Raw genomic sequence first — 14,077 nt, forward strand, 5'->3', positions numbered from 1 at the left:
TACGGGCCCCGGCTAGCCGGGGCCCGTACCGGCGCACAGGTGTTTCGCGTCCCCCGACACTGCCGTCGGGGGACGTTACGCGTCCCTCGACATCGCGGTCGGAGGACGTATACGTCGTCCCCCGACACTGCCGTCGGGGGTCGTTCTCGTACCCGTGCAGTCGTCGGAGCCCGTTCTCGTACCCCCCGAGAAGGAGAACTCGTGAGCGTCTCACCCCCACTCGTCACCGCACCGCCCACCGCGACCCGACCGCGTACCGGTCGGGTCGTCCTGCTCAGCGCGTTGGCCGGCGTCCTGCTGGCCCTGGTCTGGTCCTACCACTTCGTCGACGCGGTGATCGGCGACAACGTCGCCAACGCCCTGCTCGGCCACGACGCGAAGGCCACCGCCATCGCGGGGACCGCGGCCGGTCTGGTGTTCGCCTTCGTCTCCGGGCTCGCCGGCACGTTCACCGCCTGCAACATCGCCATGGCCGCCGCGATCGGGCCGATGAGCCAGGCCGGCGCGACCGGCGGCACCAGCGGAGCCCTGCGTACGATGCTGCGGCCGGTGGGCTGGCTGACGCTCGGCATGGTCTCCGTGTCGGCGGTCTACGGGTTCGTCGGCGTCCTGCTCGGCGACCGCCTCCCGCAGTTGTCCACCGAACTCGTCGGCGACATGCCCGTACGCATCCTCCAGTCGTCGGTGGTCTTCGGGGTGATCGGCCTGGCGCTGACCTACCTCGGGCTCGCCGCGCTCGGTGTGCTGCCCGACCCGTTCGCGACCCGGCCGGTCGCCCGGGTCGTCGTACTGGGCGCACTGGTCGGCGGCTTCCTCATCGGGCGGCCGTACCCGCTGTTCAACAAGCTGTTCCACTGGGCGGTCGACTCGGGCAACCCGTTCTACGGCGCGGCGGCGTTCGTCCTCCAGTCGTTGGGCAACATCGTGATCGTCGCGGTGCTGTTCGCCCTCGTCGTCGCCGTCACCCGGGGCCGGTTCCTGACCTGGATGGCCCGCAACCCGGTCCGGATGGCCGTCATCACCGGCAGCCTGCTCATCGCGCTCGGCGTGTTCACCGTCGTCTACTGGGACATCCGGGTCCCGTCGATGTTCGGCTTCGGCTGGTTCCCGGTCCTGCCGTACAACAACTGACACCGGTCGCGGCACGGTACGGGGACCGGCGGGCAGCACGCCGCCGGTTCCCGTACCCGGTCCGCACGCCCGGGTGATCGCGCTCAGGTAGGCCGTCATGCCGCGCCTGATCTTCTGGTGGTACGCGGTGAACCTCGGGTCGGCCAGGTCCTACCGTTCCTGACCAGCCCATCCTTGGACGCGGCCCACTCAGCGCCGCGACTCGTCAGTGGTGCCGGTGCGTCGGTCGTGATGGTCCAACAGCCTGGCCAGCAGCTCGGTCAACCGCTGTCGCTCCTCGGGTGAGAGCGGAGCCAGTAGTTCGTCCTGGGTTTCGGCCAGTCGCCTCTCCAGTCGCCGCAGTTGCCGCTTTCCGGCGGCGGTCAGCGAGATGGTGTTGCGCCGCCGATCGGCCGGGTCCGGGGCGCGTTCGACCAGGTTACGGTCGGCAAGCTCGTTGATCGTCGCGACCATGTCGCTGAGGTGGATGCCGCTGCGCCGGCCCAGCGCGGCCTGGCTGGCCGGGCCGAACTGCTCCAGTGTCGCCAGCAGGCGGTAGTGGTAGCCGCGGGCGCCCACCGACGAGAACCCGTCGCCTACCAGGCGCTGCGCGTGGCTGGCGGTCTGGGTGAGCAGCCAACTGGGCAGGCTCTCCCAGCGGGCGGGCGTCGTCTCGACTGGGTTCTCCATATGACAAGTCTAACAAATCGTTCGGACCACCAACGATCCTGATACCGTTGGCGACGTAAACGTTAGCCGCATGAACGTTTATGACACGAACGATCTACTGGAGGTAGCAACCATGATCGAGCCGTTCCGGATCGACATCCCCCAGGCCGACCTCGACGACCTGGCCGACCGGCTCTCCCGTACCCGTTGGCCCAACGAGGTCGCCGACGCCGGATGGGACTACGGGTTCCCCCTGGCGCGACTCAAGGACCTGGCCGAATACTGGCGCACCGGCTACGACTGGCGCGCACACGAGGCCAAGCTCAACGAGCTTGCGCACTTCACCACCGAGATCGACGGCCAGAACATCCACTTCGTCCACGTCCGGTCGCCAAAACCGGACGCGCTCGCGCTGATCCTCACCCACGGCTGGCCCGGCTCGTTCCTCGAGTTTCTCGACGTGATCGAGCCACTGTCGCGCGACTTCCACCTGGTGATTCCATCTATCCCCGGGTTCGGCTTCTCCGGCCCGACCCACGAGCGCGGCTGGGACATCGTCCGGGTCGCTCGGGCCTGGGCCGAGCTCATGCGCCGACTCGGATACGAGCGCTATGGCGCGCAGGGTGGCGACTTCGGCGCGGGCATCTCCCTCGCACTCGGCGCGGTGGCGCCCGAACAGGTCGTCGGGGTGCACGTCAACTACCTGCCGACCCGACCCGCCCCGGACGCCGACATCGAACTGTCCGAAACAGACGAGATCCGACTGGACAAGGTCCGGCAGATGATGGCGAACCGCCCGCCGTACCAGGCGCTGCAGGCCCTCACCCCGCAGACCATCGGCTACCCGCTGACCGACTCACCGGTCGGTCAGCTGGTCTGGATCGCCGAGCGCTTCGCGAAGTGGACCGACCCCCGCACGGCGATCGACGACGAGCGGATGCTCACCGACATCTCGCTGTACTGGCTGACCGCCACCGCGGCGTCCTCGGCGCGGCTGTCCCGCGAGACCCCGCAGCGGGCCGAGCGATGCCCGGTCCCGGTCGGCGTGGCCGTGCTCCCGCACGACATCACCCAGTCGGTGCGACCGCTGGCCGAGCGGCTCTACGACATCAGGCACTGGTCGGAGTTCGAGCGCGGCGGCCACTTCGCCGCGATGGAGGTCCCCGACCTGCTCGCCGAGGACATCCACGACTTCTTCCTCGCCCACATCGAGTGACCCGAACGCAGGTATTCGAACTCCATGAGGAGGCCGTCACAACCAGCACCGCACCACGAACGGCTGGCGCTTCGACCACCTCGCCGCTCCGGCGTCAGCCCCGGAATAACCACTCTCTGTATCAGCGCGGGGCGGAGCGGTAGGGGTGGAAGGTGGTGCGGAGGTCGGCGACGAGGAGGTCGGGGACCTCCAGGGCGGAGAAGTGGCCGCCGCGCTCGTACTCGGTCCAGCGGACGATCTTGTGGTTGGTCTCGGCGAGGCGGCGTACGGGGGCGCCGATGTCGCGGGGCAGCACCGCCACCGCCGTCGGCACGCTCAACGGTGGCTCCGGCTCACCCCAGTTGGAGGTCTCCTCTTTGTAGTACCGGGCGGACGAGCCGGCCGTGGCGTTCAGCCAGTAGATCATCACGTTGGTCAGCATCGCGTCCCGGTCGACCGCGTCCTCGGGTACGTCGGTGGAGTCGGTCCAGTCCTTGAACCGCTCCACGATCCAGGCGAGCTGCCCCACCGGAGAGTCGGTGAGCCCGTACGCGAGGCTCTGCGGGCGGGTCGCCTGGAGCAGCGCGTACGCGCCAAGCGCGTAGTCGAACCGGGCCGCGTGCTCGGCCGCCCGTTGCTTGGCCGGGTCGGAGAGATCGGCGTTGTCGGCGGTGAGCGCCGCCGACGGGATCAGCGTCAGGTGCACCGCCGCCAGGTGATCCGGGTCGATCAGCCCGAGCTGTCGGGAGATCAGCGCACCGGTGTCGCCGCCGTGCGCGACGTATCGGGAGTAGCCGAGCCGGCGCATCAGCTCCGCCCAGGCCGGTGCCGCCCGCTGCACCGACCAGCCGGCCGCCTGCCCGGAGAGGCCGAAGCCGGGCACGGTCGGGACGACCACGTCGAACGCGTCGGCCGGGTCGCCGCCGTGCGCGGCCGGGTCGCCGCCGTGCGCGGCCGGGTCGGTCACGTCGAGGAACTCGACCACCGAACCGGGTCACCCGTGGGTGAGCAGCAGCGGCAACGCGCCGGGCTGCGCCAAGCGGACGTGCAGAAAATGTACGTCGTGCCCGTCGACGACGAGGCGATAGCGGTCGCCGTGGCGCTGCGTACGGTCGCCGGTGGCGGCGTGACCGACATCGGCGAGACCGCCCTGCGGGCGCTGATGAAACTCGAACAGGTGCTGCCGTCGCGGCTGCGGCACCGGTCGGCGCCCTCCAGATCGACACCGTGCCGGTGGCGGCGGACGGGCCGGCGGTCGACGCGGACCTGCTGACCCTCGTCGCGACCGCCTGCCGGGACCGGCAACTGCTGCGCTTCGACTACCGCTCCTACGACGACACGGCATCCGTGCGCCGGACCGAGCCGTACCGGCTGGTGTCGTGGGGACGGCGGTGGTACCTGGTCGCCTGGGATGTCGACCGGGAGAGCTGGCGTAGTTTCCGGCTCGACCGGCTGCGGCCGTACGTCCCGGTCGGGCCCCGGTTTGTCGGCACCCGGCAGGCGCCCGACAACGGTGACGCGGCGGCCTTCCTGTCGCGGTCGGTCGCGGACGTCTGGGAGATCCAGGCGTCGGTCCTGCTCCGCGCGCCCGCCGAGACGGTCCGGGACCGGATCTGGCCGCTGCACGGACGGCTGGAGCCGGTTGGCGGGCAGACCTGCCGGTTGCGCCTCGGCGTCGAGACGCCACGGATGTTGGCCTACCTGCTGAGTGTGCTCGACGTCGACTTCACCGTCGAGTCCCCACCGACGATGGTGGACCACCTGCACGCGGTTGCCGCCCGGTTCGAACGAGCGGCCGAGTCCTCTCGCGGCGGACGAGCCTGACGCCGCCGACCTCTGCGGCCGGGTGTGGACCGGTGCGGACCGCCGGGGCAGCCGGTGGCCGGGCGACCATCCCGCCGGGATGCATTACTGATCGTCACATTCGACACGGGCGGCGCGTGCCAATCCGCAGCTCACCCCTCGACAGGCTTGACAAGCAGCAATTACGCTACGTAACTACAGTCGAAACGTCCGCTTTCCGGTACGAATCCCAGGCTCTCCTGGCGGCCCCTCCACTCTGCTCCGACCGACGGCCACCGAGCCGGTCTCCACCATGGGCAGATCCCGCCCCTACCGGATCTTCACGAGAGGAAACCCACCCCATGAGCGAGACAACAGACAGCGCAACGAGCGCGGCCACAGCGGCGGTGTCGTTGGGTACGGCCGCCCAGTTCGCGGTGCTCGCCGGCTCGACGGTCACCAACACCGGCACCACCACCGTCACCGGCGATCTCGGGCTCAGCCCCGGCACCTCGGTCACCGGCTTCCCACCGGGACAGGTCAACGGCACCCAGCACATCGCGGACGCCGTCGCGGCACAGGCGAAAACCGACCTCGCAGCCGCCTACGACGATCTGGCCGGACGGCCGAGCACCGGCACCATTCCGGTCGAACTCGGCGGCACCACCCAGACTCCCGGCGTCTACGGGTCGCCCGCCGGCACCTTCGGGATCACCGGTGCGCTGACCCTCGACGCCGAGGGCGACCCCGACGCCGTCTTCGTCTTCAAGGCCGCGTCCACCCTCATCACCGCCTCCGCCAGCAGCGTCAACCTCGTCAACGGCGCACAGGCGGCCAACGTCTTCTGGCTCGTCGGCAGCTCCGCGACCCTCGGCACCCATTCCATCCTGCGCGGCACGATCCTCGCCCTCGCCTCGATCACCGTCACCACCGGCGTCACCATCGACGGCCGCGCACTCGCCCGCAACGCCGCCGTCACCCTCGACAGCAACTCGATCACCGTCACCGGCGGCGATCCGCCCGTACCCACCGATCCCCAACCGGTGGCGCTCGGTACGGCGGCCCTCTTCGCGGTCCTCGCCGCCTCGACGGTCACCAACACCGGCCCCACGACGATCACCGGTGACCTCGGGCTGAGTCCCGGCGCCTCGGTGACCGGCTTCCCGCCGGGAGTCGTCAACGGCACCTCACACGTCGCCGACGCGGTCGCGGCACAGGCGAAGACCGATCTGGTCACCGCGTACGACGACGCGGCAGCGCGCCCGAGCACCGTCACCCCGGTCGAACTCGGCGGAACGACGAAGATTCCCGGCGTCTACGAATCCCTCGCCGGCACCTTCGGGATCACCGGAGTACTGACCCTCGACGCCCAGGGCGACTCCGACGCCATCTTCGTCTTCAAGGCCGCGTCCACCCTCATCACCGCCTCCGCCAGCAGCGTCAACCTCGTCAACGGCGCACAGGCGGCCAACGTCTTCTGGCTCGTCGGCAGCTCCGCGACCCTCGGCACCTACTCCATCCTGCGCGGCACGATCCTCGCCCTCGCCTCGATCACCGTCACCACCGGCGTCACCATCGACGGCCGCGCACTCGCCCGCAACGCCGCCGTCACCCTCGACAGCAACACGATCACGACCCCCGCCAGCGCCGTGTCCGTAGCGACGGGACGCCACTCCGCCCGCAGCCTGGCCGCACTGGACTGAGCGCGGCCACTCCGCCCACAGCGCGGCCACGTCGGACCGAGCGTGGGGCTTTCGGAATAGGTGCGGTCGCCGATCGGCGGGTGCTACGACTCGGCCGACCCGTCGGCCGGTGGGCCGCCGTGAGTCCAGGGGGTGTCCTCGCGGGACGGGAAGGTGCCGGGCGGGACGTAACCGTCGGTCAGGGTGGTGTAGCAGAGGCGTTCCCCCACCTCCGGAACCGTGCCGGGTGGCGCGGTCAGGCCCCGCCCCATCCCGCCGGACAGTTCCAGCACCACCTCGGTCTTCGACCCGTCGCCGGTCCGGGTGACGAACATGACCCGGGCCTTCTGTGCCGGCCGGGTCGGCGAGGAGAGCGTCGCGCCGGGCTGGACCAGCACCGGGTCCGTGGTGACGACCATGATCCGGGGACGTAGCACCGGGCGTTTGCCGCTGTCGTCGACCCGAGTCGGGTCGGCCAGGGTCACCTCGCCGACGAACGCCTCCCCGGTCAGCCGGTGGTCGGCCATCACCAACGGGTCGTCGTAGGCGCGCTGGACGGCGTACGAGGCGAGGGCGCGTTCGAGCCGGTGCAGGCGTTGTGCGGCGGCGACCGCCCCGTCGCGGCGGGGCTGGGGCTGGCCGCCCTCGTCGGTGTAACCGGCATAGTCGGTGAACGCGTCCCGGTCAGCGTCCCAGCGCCCCGCCACCCGCACCCCCGGCGGCAGGGCTCGCAGCAGCGACAGGCCCCGCCACATCAGCCGCCAGGTCGGCTCCAGTTGGCCGCGCAACGCCTCGGTCAGGGTCGCGTACGCCCGCTGCCGGGCCGGTTCGTCGTCCGCCGCCACCGCCGCCTGGTACGCCACCATCGCCGGGGCTAGCACACTGTTGTCGAACTCGGGGTCGGTGGCCGGGCCGGACGGCGGCCAGATCGACGGGTCCTCCGCCTCGGCGGCGGCGACCGGGCCGGGCACGCCCGGCGGCGGATCGATCCAGCCGAGCTGTGCGGCCAGGTTCAGGTCCTCCACCGAACTCTGCCCGGTCGCCCAGTGCAGGCCGAGCGCGTCGGTCATCGCCACCAGCATCGACGAGCCGGGGTGTTCGGCCCGCTCGGCGAGAAAGGTGAGCCACCGGCCGAGCAGCGGCACCGAGGCGTCCACCGGATAGTCCCCGTCGGTACGCCGGAACCGGAGGTTGCGGCCGAGCAGGCGCAGGAAGGTGATCCCGCCGGAGTTCGGTACGAGCAGTTGCGGCGCCTCGACGTACCGGTAGCGCACGTCGCGTCCCCGGTCGACCGGCACCGACTCCGACACGCCCCGGTGCCCGTCCAGGTACGGCAGCAGCACCCGTCCGAACGCGGTGACGAAGTCGAGTCGCTGGTCCCGGTTGCGCGGCTGCGGCACCACCAGCAGCGTTGGCTGTGCGGGTGCCGTGCCGACCAGCATCGCCAGCGGGGCGTTCGCCTCCCCGGCCATGGTCAGCGGCACCAGGACCAGGGGCCGCCGGGCGAGGTGCAGGTGCCGCACGGTGGCGGTCGGCTGGGCCACCCCGGCGGCGAGGGCCTGCGCGCGGGCGAGGGCGGTGAGCGTACTCATGACAGGGCCTCGGCCCGCAGCCGCGCGGCGGCCTGGAGCATCGCGGCGGCCTCGGCCTGCCCGTCGGCCGGAGCCAGTTCGCCACTGGCCAGGGCGAGCACGGTCGGCACCTGTTCGACGCCGCCGAGTTCCTCGCGGACGGACTTGCCGAGGCTGCCGGTTCGGCCGCGTGCCTCGTGCCGGCAGAAGAAGGCGAGTTCGCAGCTGGCGAGGCAGTCCGGCGCGTACCGCGCCTCGACGACGGTCAGCGCGGTGGTCAGCGCGGCCGGCGACCGGGTCGGCCGGCCGGCCCGGTCGGGGGCCAGGTCGAAGGTCAGGTCGGCCGGCAGCGCGGCGGCCAGCTCTTCGACCCGCGCCATCCGGGTCAGTTGCCGGCGCAGGGTCGACAACTGCTTGCGTACGTCGATCAGCGCGGCCACCGGTTCGTTGGTGAAGTCGCGCGGGCAGACCAGCAGTACGTCGTGCGACACGATGGCCGGGTCGTGCCCGCCGTCGGTCAGCAGTTGCCGCATCGCGAGGACGTAGACCGCCGCCTGCACCGCTGCGGCGGACACCTTGCTCGGGTCGGCCTGCCCGTCGATCACCGGAAACGACTTGATCTCCACGACGTGGAACCGGCCGTCGACCCGGAACGCGATCAGGTCCGGCTCCAGGTAGACCGGCTGGCCGGCGACCTCCAGCCGGAGCAGCGGGTGATCGAAGATCAGGGCGTCGCCGGACGCGGGCGCCCCGGCCGCCTCGGCGAGCAGTCGCCGGGACCGCTCGTAGCGCTCCTCGTTGCTCTCGGTGGGCCGGACCGGATCGGCATTGGTGTCGACCGTCGCCGTGGTTGCGTCCGGGGTGCCGGCGTCGAGGTCGGTGTACTCCGCGTCCGGGATCGGCAGCCCGAGCCGTTCGCGCAGCAGCCGGAGCAGTTCGATTCCGCCGTCCGCCTTGACCTGCCGCTCGAAGGAGTTGCCCCGGGTGATGGCGAACCGGGACTGACCGAACCGGGCGGGGAAGCCGACGTGCTCGGCCAGCCGCAGCTTGTCGACCCCGGCCGCGTCCAGCACCGACCGCCGGTGGCAGCCGGGATTGCCGGTCAGGGCGGCGATCGTACGGGCGTTGTGGCGCCGGGGTGCGACCGCGCCACGCAGCCGCTCCAACCAACGCTCGGTGGAATCCCGCATCAACCTGGAATCCGGCATCGACGCAGCGTACAAGCTCACGGTCGGATCACCGGCGATCGCCACCCGCGAACACAACTCGCACACACGCTCTCCACGGCACCCGCTGACGGTTCTCCGCCGGACCGAGCGGTGTAGGAGGATCGCCGGGTGCAGACGTACCCCGCTCGCCGCCACCCTTCCCTGCGCCGGCTCGGCCCACTGGTCGGCACAATCGCCGTGGCGCTGCTGCTCGGCGCCGGCTGCACCGGTCCCGTACCCGGTCAGCCGATCGTCCTACCGGCGCCGACCCCGCCGGACGCCACCCGGCAGGCGCCCCTGCCCCCGGGGACCGCCGGCCCTTGGACGGGTGCCACCGACCTGCCCTCGCAGGGCGCTCCGAGCGGACCCGCGACCGGCTCGCCCGCGCCGTCCGGCACCGGTCTTCCGGTGGCGACCGCGACCGGCGGGGCTCGTGAGGCCGCCTACTGCCCGGCGTCGGGTGTCCTGCTGAGCACCAGCCCGACCGACGCCGCGATGGGGCTGCGCGGAATGGGCATCGTCCTGTTCAACTGCGGCACCAAACCCTTCTCGCTGTACGGCTACCCGGTCGTACGCGTACTCGACGCGCAGCGCGAGCCGCTTCCGGTGCGGGTCGAGAACGGCTCCCGGTCGACCGGCGAGGACCCCGGCCCGAAGGAGATCACGGTGTATCCGGGCGGCACCGCGCACGCGTCGGTGCGCTGGCGGAACACGGTCACCGACGGCGACGCCGCGCAGGGCGAATATCTGGAGGTCGCCCCGGCCGCCGGACGGCCGACCCAGGTCGTGGCGAAGCGGCTGGACCTGGGCACCACCGGCCGGCTGGAGGTACACGCCTGGACCACCTCCTGACGCGGGTCTGCGCCGGACGGATCGAACCGCCGAGCGAACTCCGTCTCCACGTCGGGCCCGGCGAGGAAAGCAATGTCCCCGAACTCGGCGATCGCCGAGCCAGGTGGCATATGTCTGGACGAGGATGGCGAGCGGATTGGTCTGCCACGCGGTCGTCGGGTCGGCCAGGGGGCAACCGGGCGGTGACAACGGAGGGAGGACCGCGATGAGCGCGATGAACATCGTCGTCGCGATCCTGATCGTCGGCTGGCTGATCAGCCGGCAACTGCGGGAACGTCCGGTCCGGGAACGTCGGCCGTACTCGCTGGCGCTGATCCTCGGGGTGATTGGCGTGGTGCAGATCAGCGGCTACGCCGGCCGGACCAGCGTCCCGGCCGTCGCGTACGGGCTGCTGGTGGTCAGCCTGCTGGTCGGCGCCGGGTTCGGGGTGGCTCGGGCCCGCCTCACGCACCTCTGGCGCGACCGGGGCATCCTGGTCCGGCAGGGCAACTGGACCACCGTCTCGTTGTGGATCATCGGTCTGGGCATCCACATCGCCAGCGACGCTGCGCTCGAAGCGGTCGCACCGGCCGCCACCGACCTCGGCACGGTCAGCCTCCTGCTCTATCTCGCGGTCACGCTGGCGGCCCAGCGCTGGGCCCTGCTGCGCCGCGCCGACCGGCTCCTGACCGGCCGGCCCGGCGATGCTCCCACCACGGGCGATCGACGCCCGCCTTCGGACGGCCAGTTGGGATGACGCCGGGGCGAGCGGGAACGCACTTTCCCTACCCGCATTGGCCGACTCGATCGTATCCACCGCACGAGGGTCGAGGTTGACGGCGACCTTCACGAGGTCGGTCATCCGTGCCTACGAGTCGCTGGACGAGTACTTCGGGACCGGGGACGAGATTCAGCGAGCGTCGACCGAGGCCCGGAAGAACCGGCGCCCAGCGCCAACTTGGTTCCTGCCCTGGCGGAAGGTGGAAGAGACGGCGGCAGCCCTGCGCTACTTCCAACCAACCCTGATCCCCGGCCTGTTGCAAACAGAGGCTTACGCCGCCGCGATGTTCACCTGCACGGGTCTGCACACGGATGAAGAGGTGGCGAGCATGGTCGCCTCACGGATGGAGCGGCAAGCCGCGATCCTCGACCGAGGGGACCGCCCCAAATTTGTCTTCATTCTGGATGCCGCCACCCTACGGTGCGGCCCTCCCGAGATCGCCAAAGAGCAGTTGCCGCACCTGGCCGACGTAGGAGCCCGACCGAACATCTTCGTCCACGTCGTTCCCGACCACGCCGCGATGCACGCGGGCCGCAGCGGTTCCATCACCCTGGCAAACATCGAGGGCGGGAGCATGGTCGGTCTTCTGGAAGACTTCTTCGAAGACAGGGTGGAAGTGGAGCCCACCCGGGTAACCGCCATGGACCACACGTGGCGCGCTATAAACTCGGTCGCGCTGCCCTGCGACCAGTCAAGAGACCTTATCCTGAGGCTGGTGGATGATCATGACGACACAGCGGCCGACCTGGGGTAAGTCGAGCCGTAGCAACCAGAGCGGCGGGAACTGCGTCGAGGTTGCCGACAACATCGTTGGTCGTGTCCTCGTTCGGGACAGCAAGGACCGGTCCGGCCCGACACTGACCTTCGGCCCGATGGCGTGGCGGGCGTTCGTGGGGCTCGCGAAGCAGCACTGACAGCAGACCCCTCGTCGGGTTCGGGGGCGGGCCGCTCAGGTTTCGCTGATGTGCTTGCCCATCTTGTCCCGGTCGATCAGGGCCCGGTTCGGGGTGGCCAACCGGGCCCGGTCCGGGTCCAGGAAATCGATCAGCGCGATCAGCTCGTGCTGTATTTTCACCAGCCGGGCGTTGCCGTCGAAGTCCGAGGTCGCGATCACATCGACGTCGGCCCGGAGCCGGATGAACCAGGACCTGAAGCGGTCGTCGGTGTCGAGCCGCGCGCAGAAGTCGGCGTAGCCCATCGACTCGTACCGGGTGCCGGCACTGTCCTCGACGCGTACGAGCAGGAGTTCGCCGATTGCGCGCTGCTGGCCCCGGAACAGGCGCAGCGGCGGCGGGGTGTCCAGCGCGGCGACGATCTGCGTCATCCGGTCGAGGTAGCCGAAGAACCGCTTGTTCCGCTCGACGTCGCCGAGGTCGAGGAACTGCTGGTCCCGGCGGATGATCTCCACCCAGCACAGGTACTCGGCCAGCGTGTAGACGGTGTAGTCGCGGGTGTACCGCTCGTCGTCCGGGTCACCGCAGTGCAGGTACGCGGAGAGGAAACCCGGCCGTACGGCGTTGAACATCCGGCCCTGCAACGCGTGCGCGGACCAGAGCAGTGGTTCCCGGTAGCGGCTGAGCAACTGCTCGGCCAGTTCCGCCTTGCTCTGCCGGTGCCGCTGCTCCTCCAGTTGGTACTGCAACACCGTCACCCGTCGCGCGGAGAGGGTGGTGAACAGGACACTGAGGAGAGAGACGACCGCCGATCCGATCGCGATGAACACCTCGGGCTGCACGGCGGACAGCCTGCCCGACCGGGGACGGTTGTGTCGACCCACCTGGGCGCCGGACACCGACGGCGCCGTGAACTTTCCCACCACGCGACGACGGCCGGCGCGGTTTTTGCCGTGACGAATCGAAGCCGGTCTAGTCTGTGCGATTCACGGCTCGGTGACGGGCGCGCTCGGCGTACCCGATGCTCTGGCTCTGACCTGCACAAACGGTGCGGGTCGCGGGCGGGCGGGTCGCACCGGAACGGTTCGGTCGGTGCTGCCGGAGTGACGTACGCCGATCGCACTTGATCTTGGCCCGAAAGATGGGGCTCGACACGACCCAGAAAACGGGTAATCCTGGCCCGATGTCGCTTTGGTTGCACGAGCTGTCGGAGGCGGAACACCGCATCCTCAACCCGTTCACCCACGAGAAGCTGATGCTGCTCGGGGCGGCCAGTCGGGTCGGCCCGCAGACCAGGGTCCTCGACCTCGCGTGCGGAAAGGGCGAACTGCTCTGCCGCTGGGCCCAGGGTTACGGCATCCGTGGACACGGGGTGGACATCAGCGAGGTGTTCCTGACCGCCGCCAGCAAACGCGCGGCCGAACTCGGGGTCAGCGACCGGGTCAGCTTCCAGTACGGCGACGCCGCCGAATACCGGGCCGAGCCCGCCGGCTACGACATCGTCTCCTGCCTCGGCGCGACCTGGATCGGCGGTGGCCTGGCCGGCACCATCGAACTGATGCGGCGCGCGGTCCGCCCCAACGGGCTGCTGCTGGTCGGCGAACCGTACTGGATCGACCCGCCGCCGCCTGGGGCGTACTCGGCCTACGGGTTCGGGTTGGACGACTTCACCTCGCTCGGCGGCACCCTGGACCGGTTCGAGGCCGCCGGCACCGACCTGGTCGAGGTGGTGCTCGCCGACGCCGACAGCTGGGACCGGTACGTGGCCCAGCAGTGGTGGACGCTGACCGAGTGGCTGCGGGCGTACCCGCACGACCCGCGCGCCCAGCAGGTACGCGAGTTCCGCGACCTGTCCCGCCGTTGGCACCTGGAGTACGGCCGCCGCTACTTCGGTTGGGGCGTCTTCGTGCTCCGTCCGACTCTCGCACCGGGCCGGTAGCGCGGACCGGCGGTCCACCGTCGACTCCCACGCGATGGTGCTGCCCACCGGTCCGCTCTACGCCAGGGTGACGCGTCACTCTTCGTGTTGGGACAGGTAGGACGGCAGACATCCCGACAACGCACATCCGACGTGCCGCCGTCTTCTTTGCCGCTCGGGCTGACCATCAGCCACCGCTGACGGCGGATAGTTGTCCCGACGAGTGCAATTTGCGCCGCAGCGCACGCCTCAACAGCGGCCCCTGCCGTGTTTTTGCACCGATGACCTGCTGCACGTCGGCACCACGTCGCAGCACGGGCGGGGGGGGGGGGGGGGGGGAAAGGGGGGGGGGGGGGGGGGGGGGAGAACACAACCCCCGCCCCCCCCCCCGAAGAAAGTCACCTGACCCCCCCACCCACACAGCCCCCCCCAAAACC

15 protein-coding genes are annotated in these 14,077 nt (G+C 70.6%); 9 read left to right on the forward strand and 6 right to left on the reverse strand.

Features of this window, described 5'->3' with window-relative positions; all coding sequences use genetic code 11:
- Window positions 1-201 precede the first annotated feature (201 nt).
- Entirely contained in the window at window positions 202-1,131 is a 930-nt protein-coding gene (locus ACZ6QQ_RS09180) for a hypothetical protein (protein WP_465875392.1), read from the forward strand.
- A 189-nt stretch (window positions 1,132-1,320) separates the two neighbouring features.
- On the opposite strand, the gene ACZ6QQ_RS09185 is transcribed toward ACZ6QQ_RS09180, so the two are convergent.
- Complete coding sequence (locus ACZ6QQ_RS09185) at window positions 1,321-1,800, reverse strand: MarR family winged helix-turn-helix transcriptional regulator (RefSeq protein ID WP_465875393.1); 480 nt, start codon at window positions 1,798-1,800, stop codon at window positions 1,321-1,323.
- 112 nt (window positions 1,801-1,912) lie between these two features.
- On the opposite strand from ACZ6QQ_RS09185, the gene ACZ6QQ_RS09190 reads away from it, so the two are divergent.
- Window positions 1,913-2,995, forward strand: a complete 1,083-nt coding sequence (locus tag ACZ6QQ_RS09190; RefSeq protein WP_465875395.1) for an epoxide hydrolase family protein — start codon at window positions 1,913-1,915, stop codon at window positions 2,993-2,995.
- Window positions 2,996-3,116: 121 nt separating this feature from the next.
- Here the strand turns inward: ACZ6QQ_RS09190 and ACZ6QQ_RS09195 are convergent, their stop codons facing one another.
- Window positions 3,117-3,959: an alpha/beta fold hydrolase gene (locus ACZ6QQ_RS09195; protein WP_465875397.1), complete on the reverse strand. Its 843-nt coding sequence runs from the start codon at window positions 3,957-3,959 to the stop codon at window positions 3,117-3,119.
- 9 nt (window positions 3,960-3,968) lie between these two features.
- On the reverse strand, window positions 3,969-4,319 hold the full coding sequence (locus ACZ6QQ_RS09200) for an epoxide hydrolase N-terminal domain-containing protein (protein ID WP_465875398.1): 351 nt from the start codon (window positions 4,317-4,319) through the stop codon (window positions 3,969-3,971).
- Between ACZ6QQ_RS09200 and ACZ6QQ_RS09205 the strand changes: the two genes are divergently transcribed.
- Together ACZ6QQ_RS09205 and ACZ6QQ_RS09210 are read left to right on the forward strand one after the other, a co-directional pair.
- The gene (locus ACZ6QQ_RS09205) at window positions 4,208-4,798 is read left to right on the forward strand and encodes a helix-turn-helix transcriptional regulator (protein WP_465875400.1); all 591 of its coding nucleotides are present in this window, start codon (window positions 4,208-4,210) and stop codon (window positions 4,796-4,798) included. The two genes, ACZ6QQ_RS09200 and ACZ6QQ_RS09205, sit on opposite strands and share 112 nt — an antisense overlap.
- 320 nt (window positions 4,799-5,118) lie before the next feature.
- Window positions 5,119-6,459 carry an ice-binding family protein gene (locus tag ACZ6QQ_RS09210; RefSeq protein WP_465875402.1) on the forward strand — a complete coding sequence of 447 codons (1,341 nt, stop codon included), beginning with the start codon at window positions 5,119-5,121 and terminating at the stop codon, window positions 6,457-6,459.
- A gap of 83 nt (window positions 6,460-6,542) precedes the next feature.
- Here the strand turns inward: ACZ6QQ_RS09210 and ACZ6QQ_RS09215 are convergent, their stop codons facing one another.
- The gene (locus ACZ6QQ_RS09215) at window positions 6,543-8,030 is read right to left on the reverse strand and encodes a hypothetical protein (RefSeq protein ID WP_465875403.1); all 1,488 of its coding nucleotides are present in this window, start codon (window positions 8,028-8,030) and stop codon (window positions 6,543-6,545) included.
- Complete coding sequence (locus ACZ6QQ_RS09220) at window positions 8,027-9,217, reverse strand: hypothetical protein (RefSeq protein ID WP_465875404.1); 1,191 nt, start codon at window positions 9,215-9,217, stop codon at window positions 8,027-8,029. The genes ACZ6QQ_RS09215 and ACZ6QQ_RS09220 overlap by 4 nt, the downstream gene beginning before the upstream one ends.
- A 129-nt stretch (window positions 9,218-9,346) precedes the next feature.
- Here ACZ6QQ_RS09220 and ACZ6QQ_RS09225 point away from each other — a divergent pair, with 129 nt between their 5' ends.
- The 4 genes from ACZ6QQ_RS09225 to ACZ6QQ_RS09240 all read left to right on the forward strand — a co-directional run bounded on the left by ACZ6QQ_RS09225 (window position 9,347) and on the right by ACZ6QQ_RS09240 (window position 11,743).
- The gene (locus ACZ6QQ_RS09225; RefSeq protein WP_465875406.1) at window positions 9,347-10,069 is read left to right on the forward strand and encodes a DUF4232 domain-containing protein; all 723 of its coding nucleotides are present in this window, start codon (window positions 9,347-9,349) and stop codon (window positions 10,067-10,069) included.
- A gap of 205 nt (window positions 10,070-10,274) precedes the next feature.
- Entirely contained in the window at window positions 10,275-10,805 is a 531-nt protein-coding gene (locus ACZ6QQ_RS09230) for a hypothetical protein (RefSeq protein ID WP_465875408.1), read from the forward strand.
- Between the two features lie 76 nt (window positions 10,806-10,881).
- Window positions 10,882-11,583 carry a DUF5753 domain-containing protein gene (locus ACZ6QQ_RS09235; RefSeq protein ID WP_465875409.1) on the forward strand — a complete coding sequence of 234 codons (702 nt, stop codon included), beginning with the start codon at window positions 10,882-10,884 and terminating at the stop codon, window positions 11,581-11,583.
- Window positions 11,555-11,743 carry a DUF397 domain-containing protein gene (locus ACZ6QQ_RS09240; RefSeq protein WP_465875410.1) on the forward strand — a complete coding sequence of 63 codons (189 nt, stop codon included), beginning with the start codon at window positions 11,555-11,557 and terminating at the stop codon, window positions 11,741-11,743. Before ACZ6QQ_RS09235 ends, ACZ6QQ_RS09240 begins: the two co-directional genes overlap by 29 nt.
- Window positions 11,744-11,778: 35 nt before the next feature.
- Here ACZ6QQ_RS09240 and ACZ6QQ_RS09245 read toward each other — a convergent pair whose 3' ends face one another.
- Complete coding sequence (locus tag ACZ6QQ_RS09245) at window positions 11,779-12,564, reverse strand: hypothetical protein (RefSeq protein WP_465875412.1); 786 nt, start codon at window positions 12,562-12,564, stop codon at window positions 11,779-11,781.
- A 341-nt stretch (window positions 12,565-12,905) separates the two neighbouring features.
- Between ACZ6QQ_RS09245 and ACZ6QQ_RS09250 the strand changes: the two genes are divergently transcribed.
- A complete protein-coding gene (locus ACZ6QQ_RS09250; RefSeq protein WP_465875414.1) occupies window positions 12,906-13,661 on the forward strand; it encodes an SAM-dependent methyltransferase in 756 nt (251 codons plus the stop codon).
- Window positions 13,662-14,077: the final 416 nt, after the last annotated feature.

The organism is Micromonospora sp. NPDC049529, assembly GCF_055586685.1.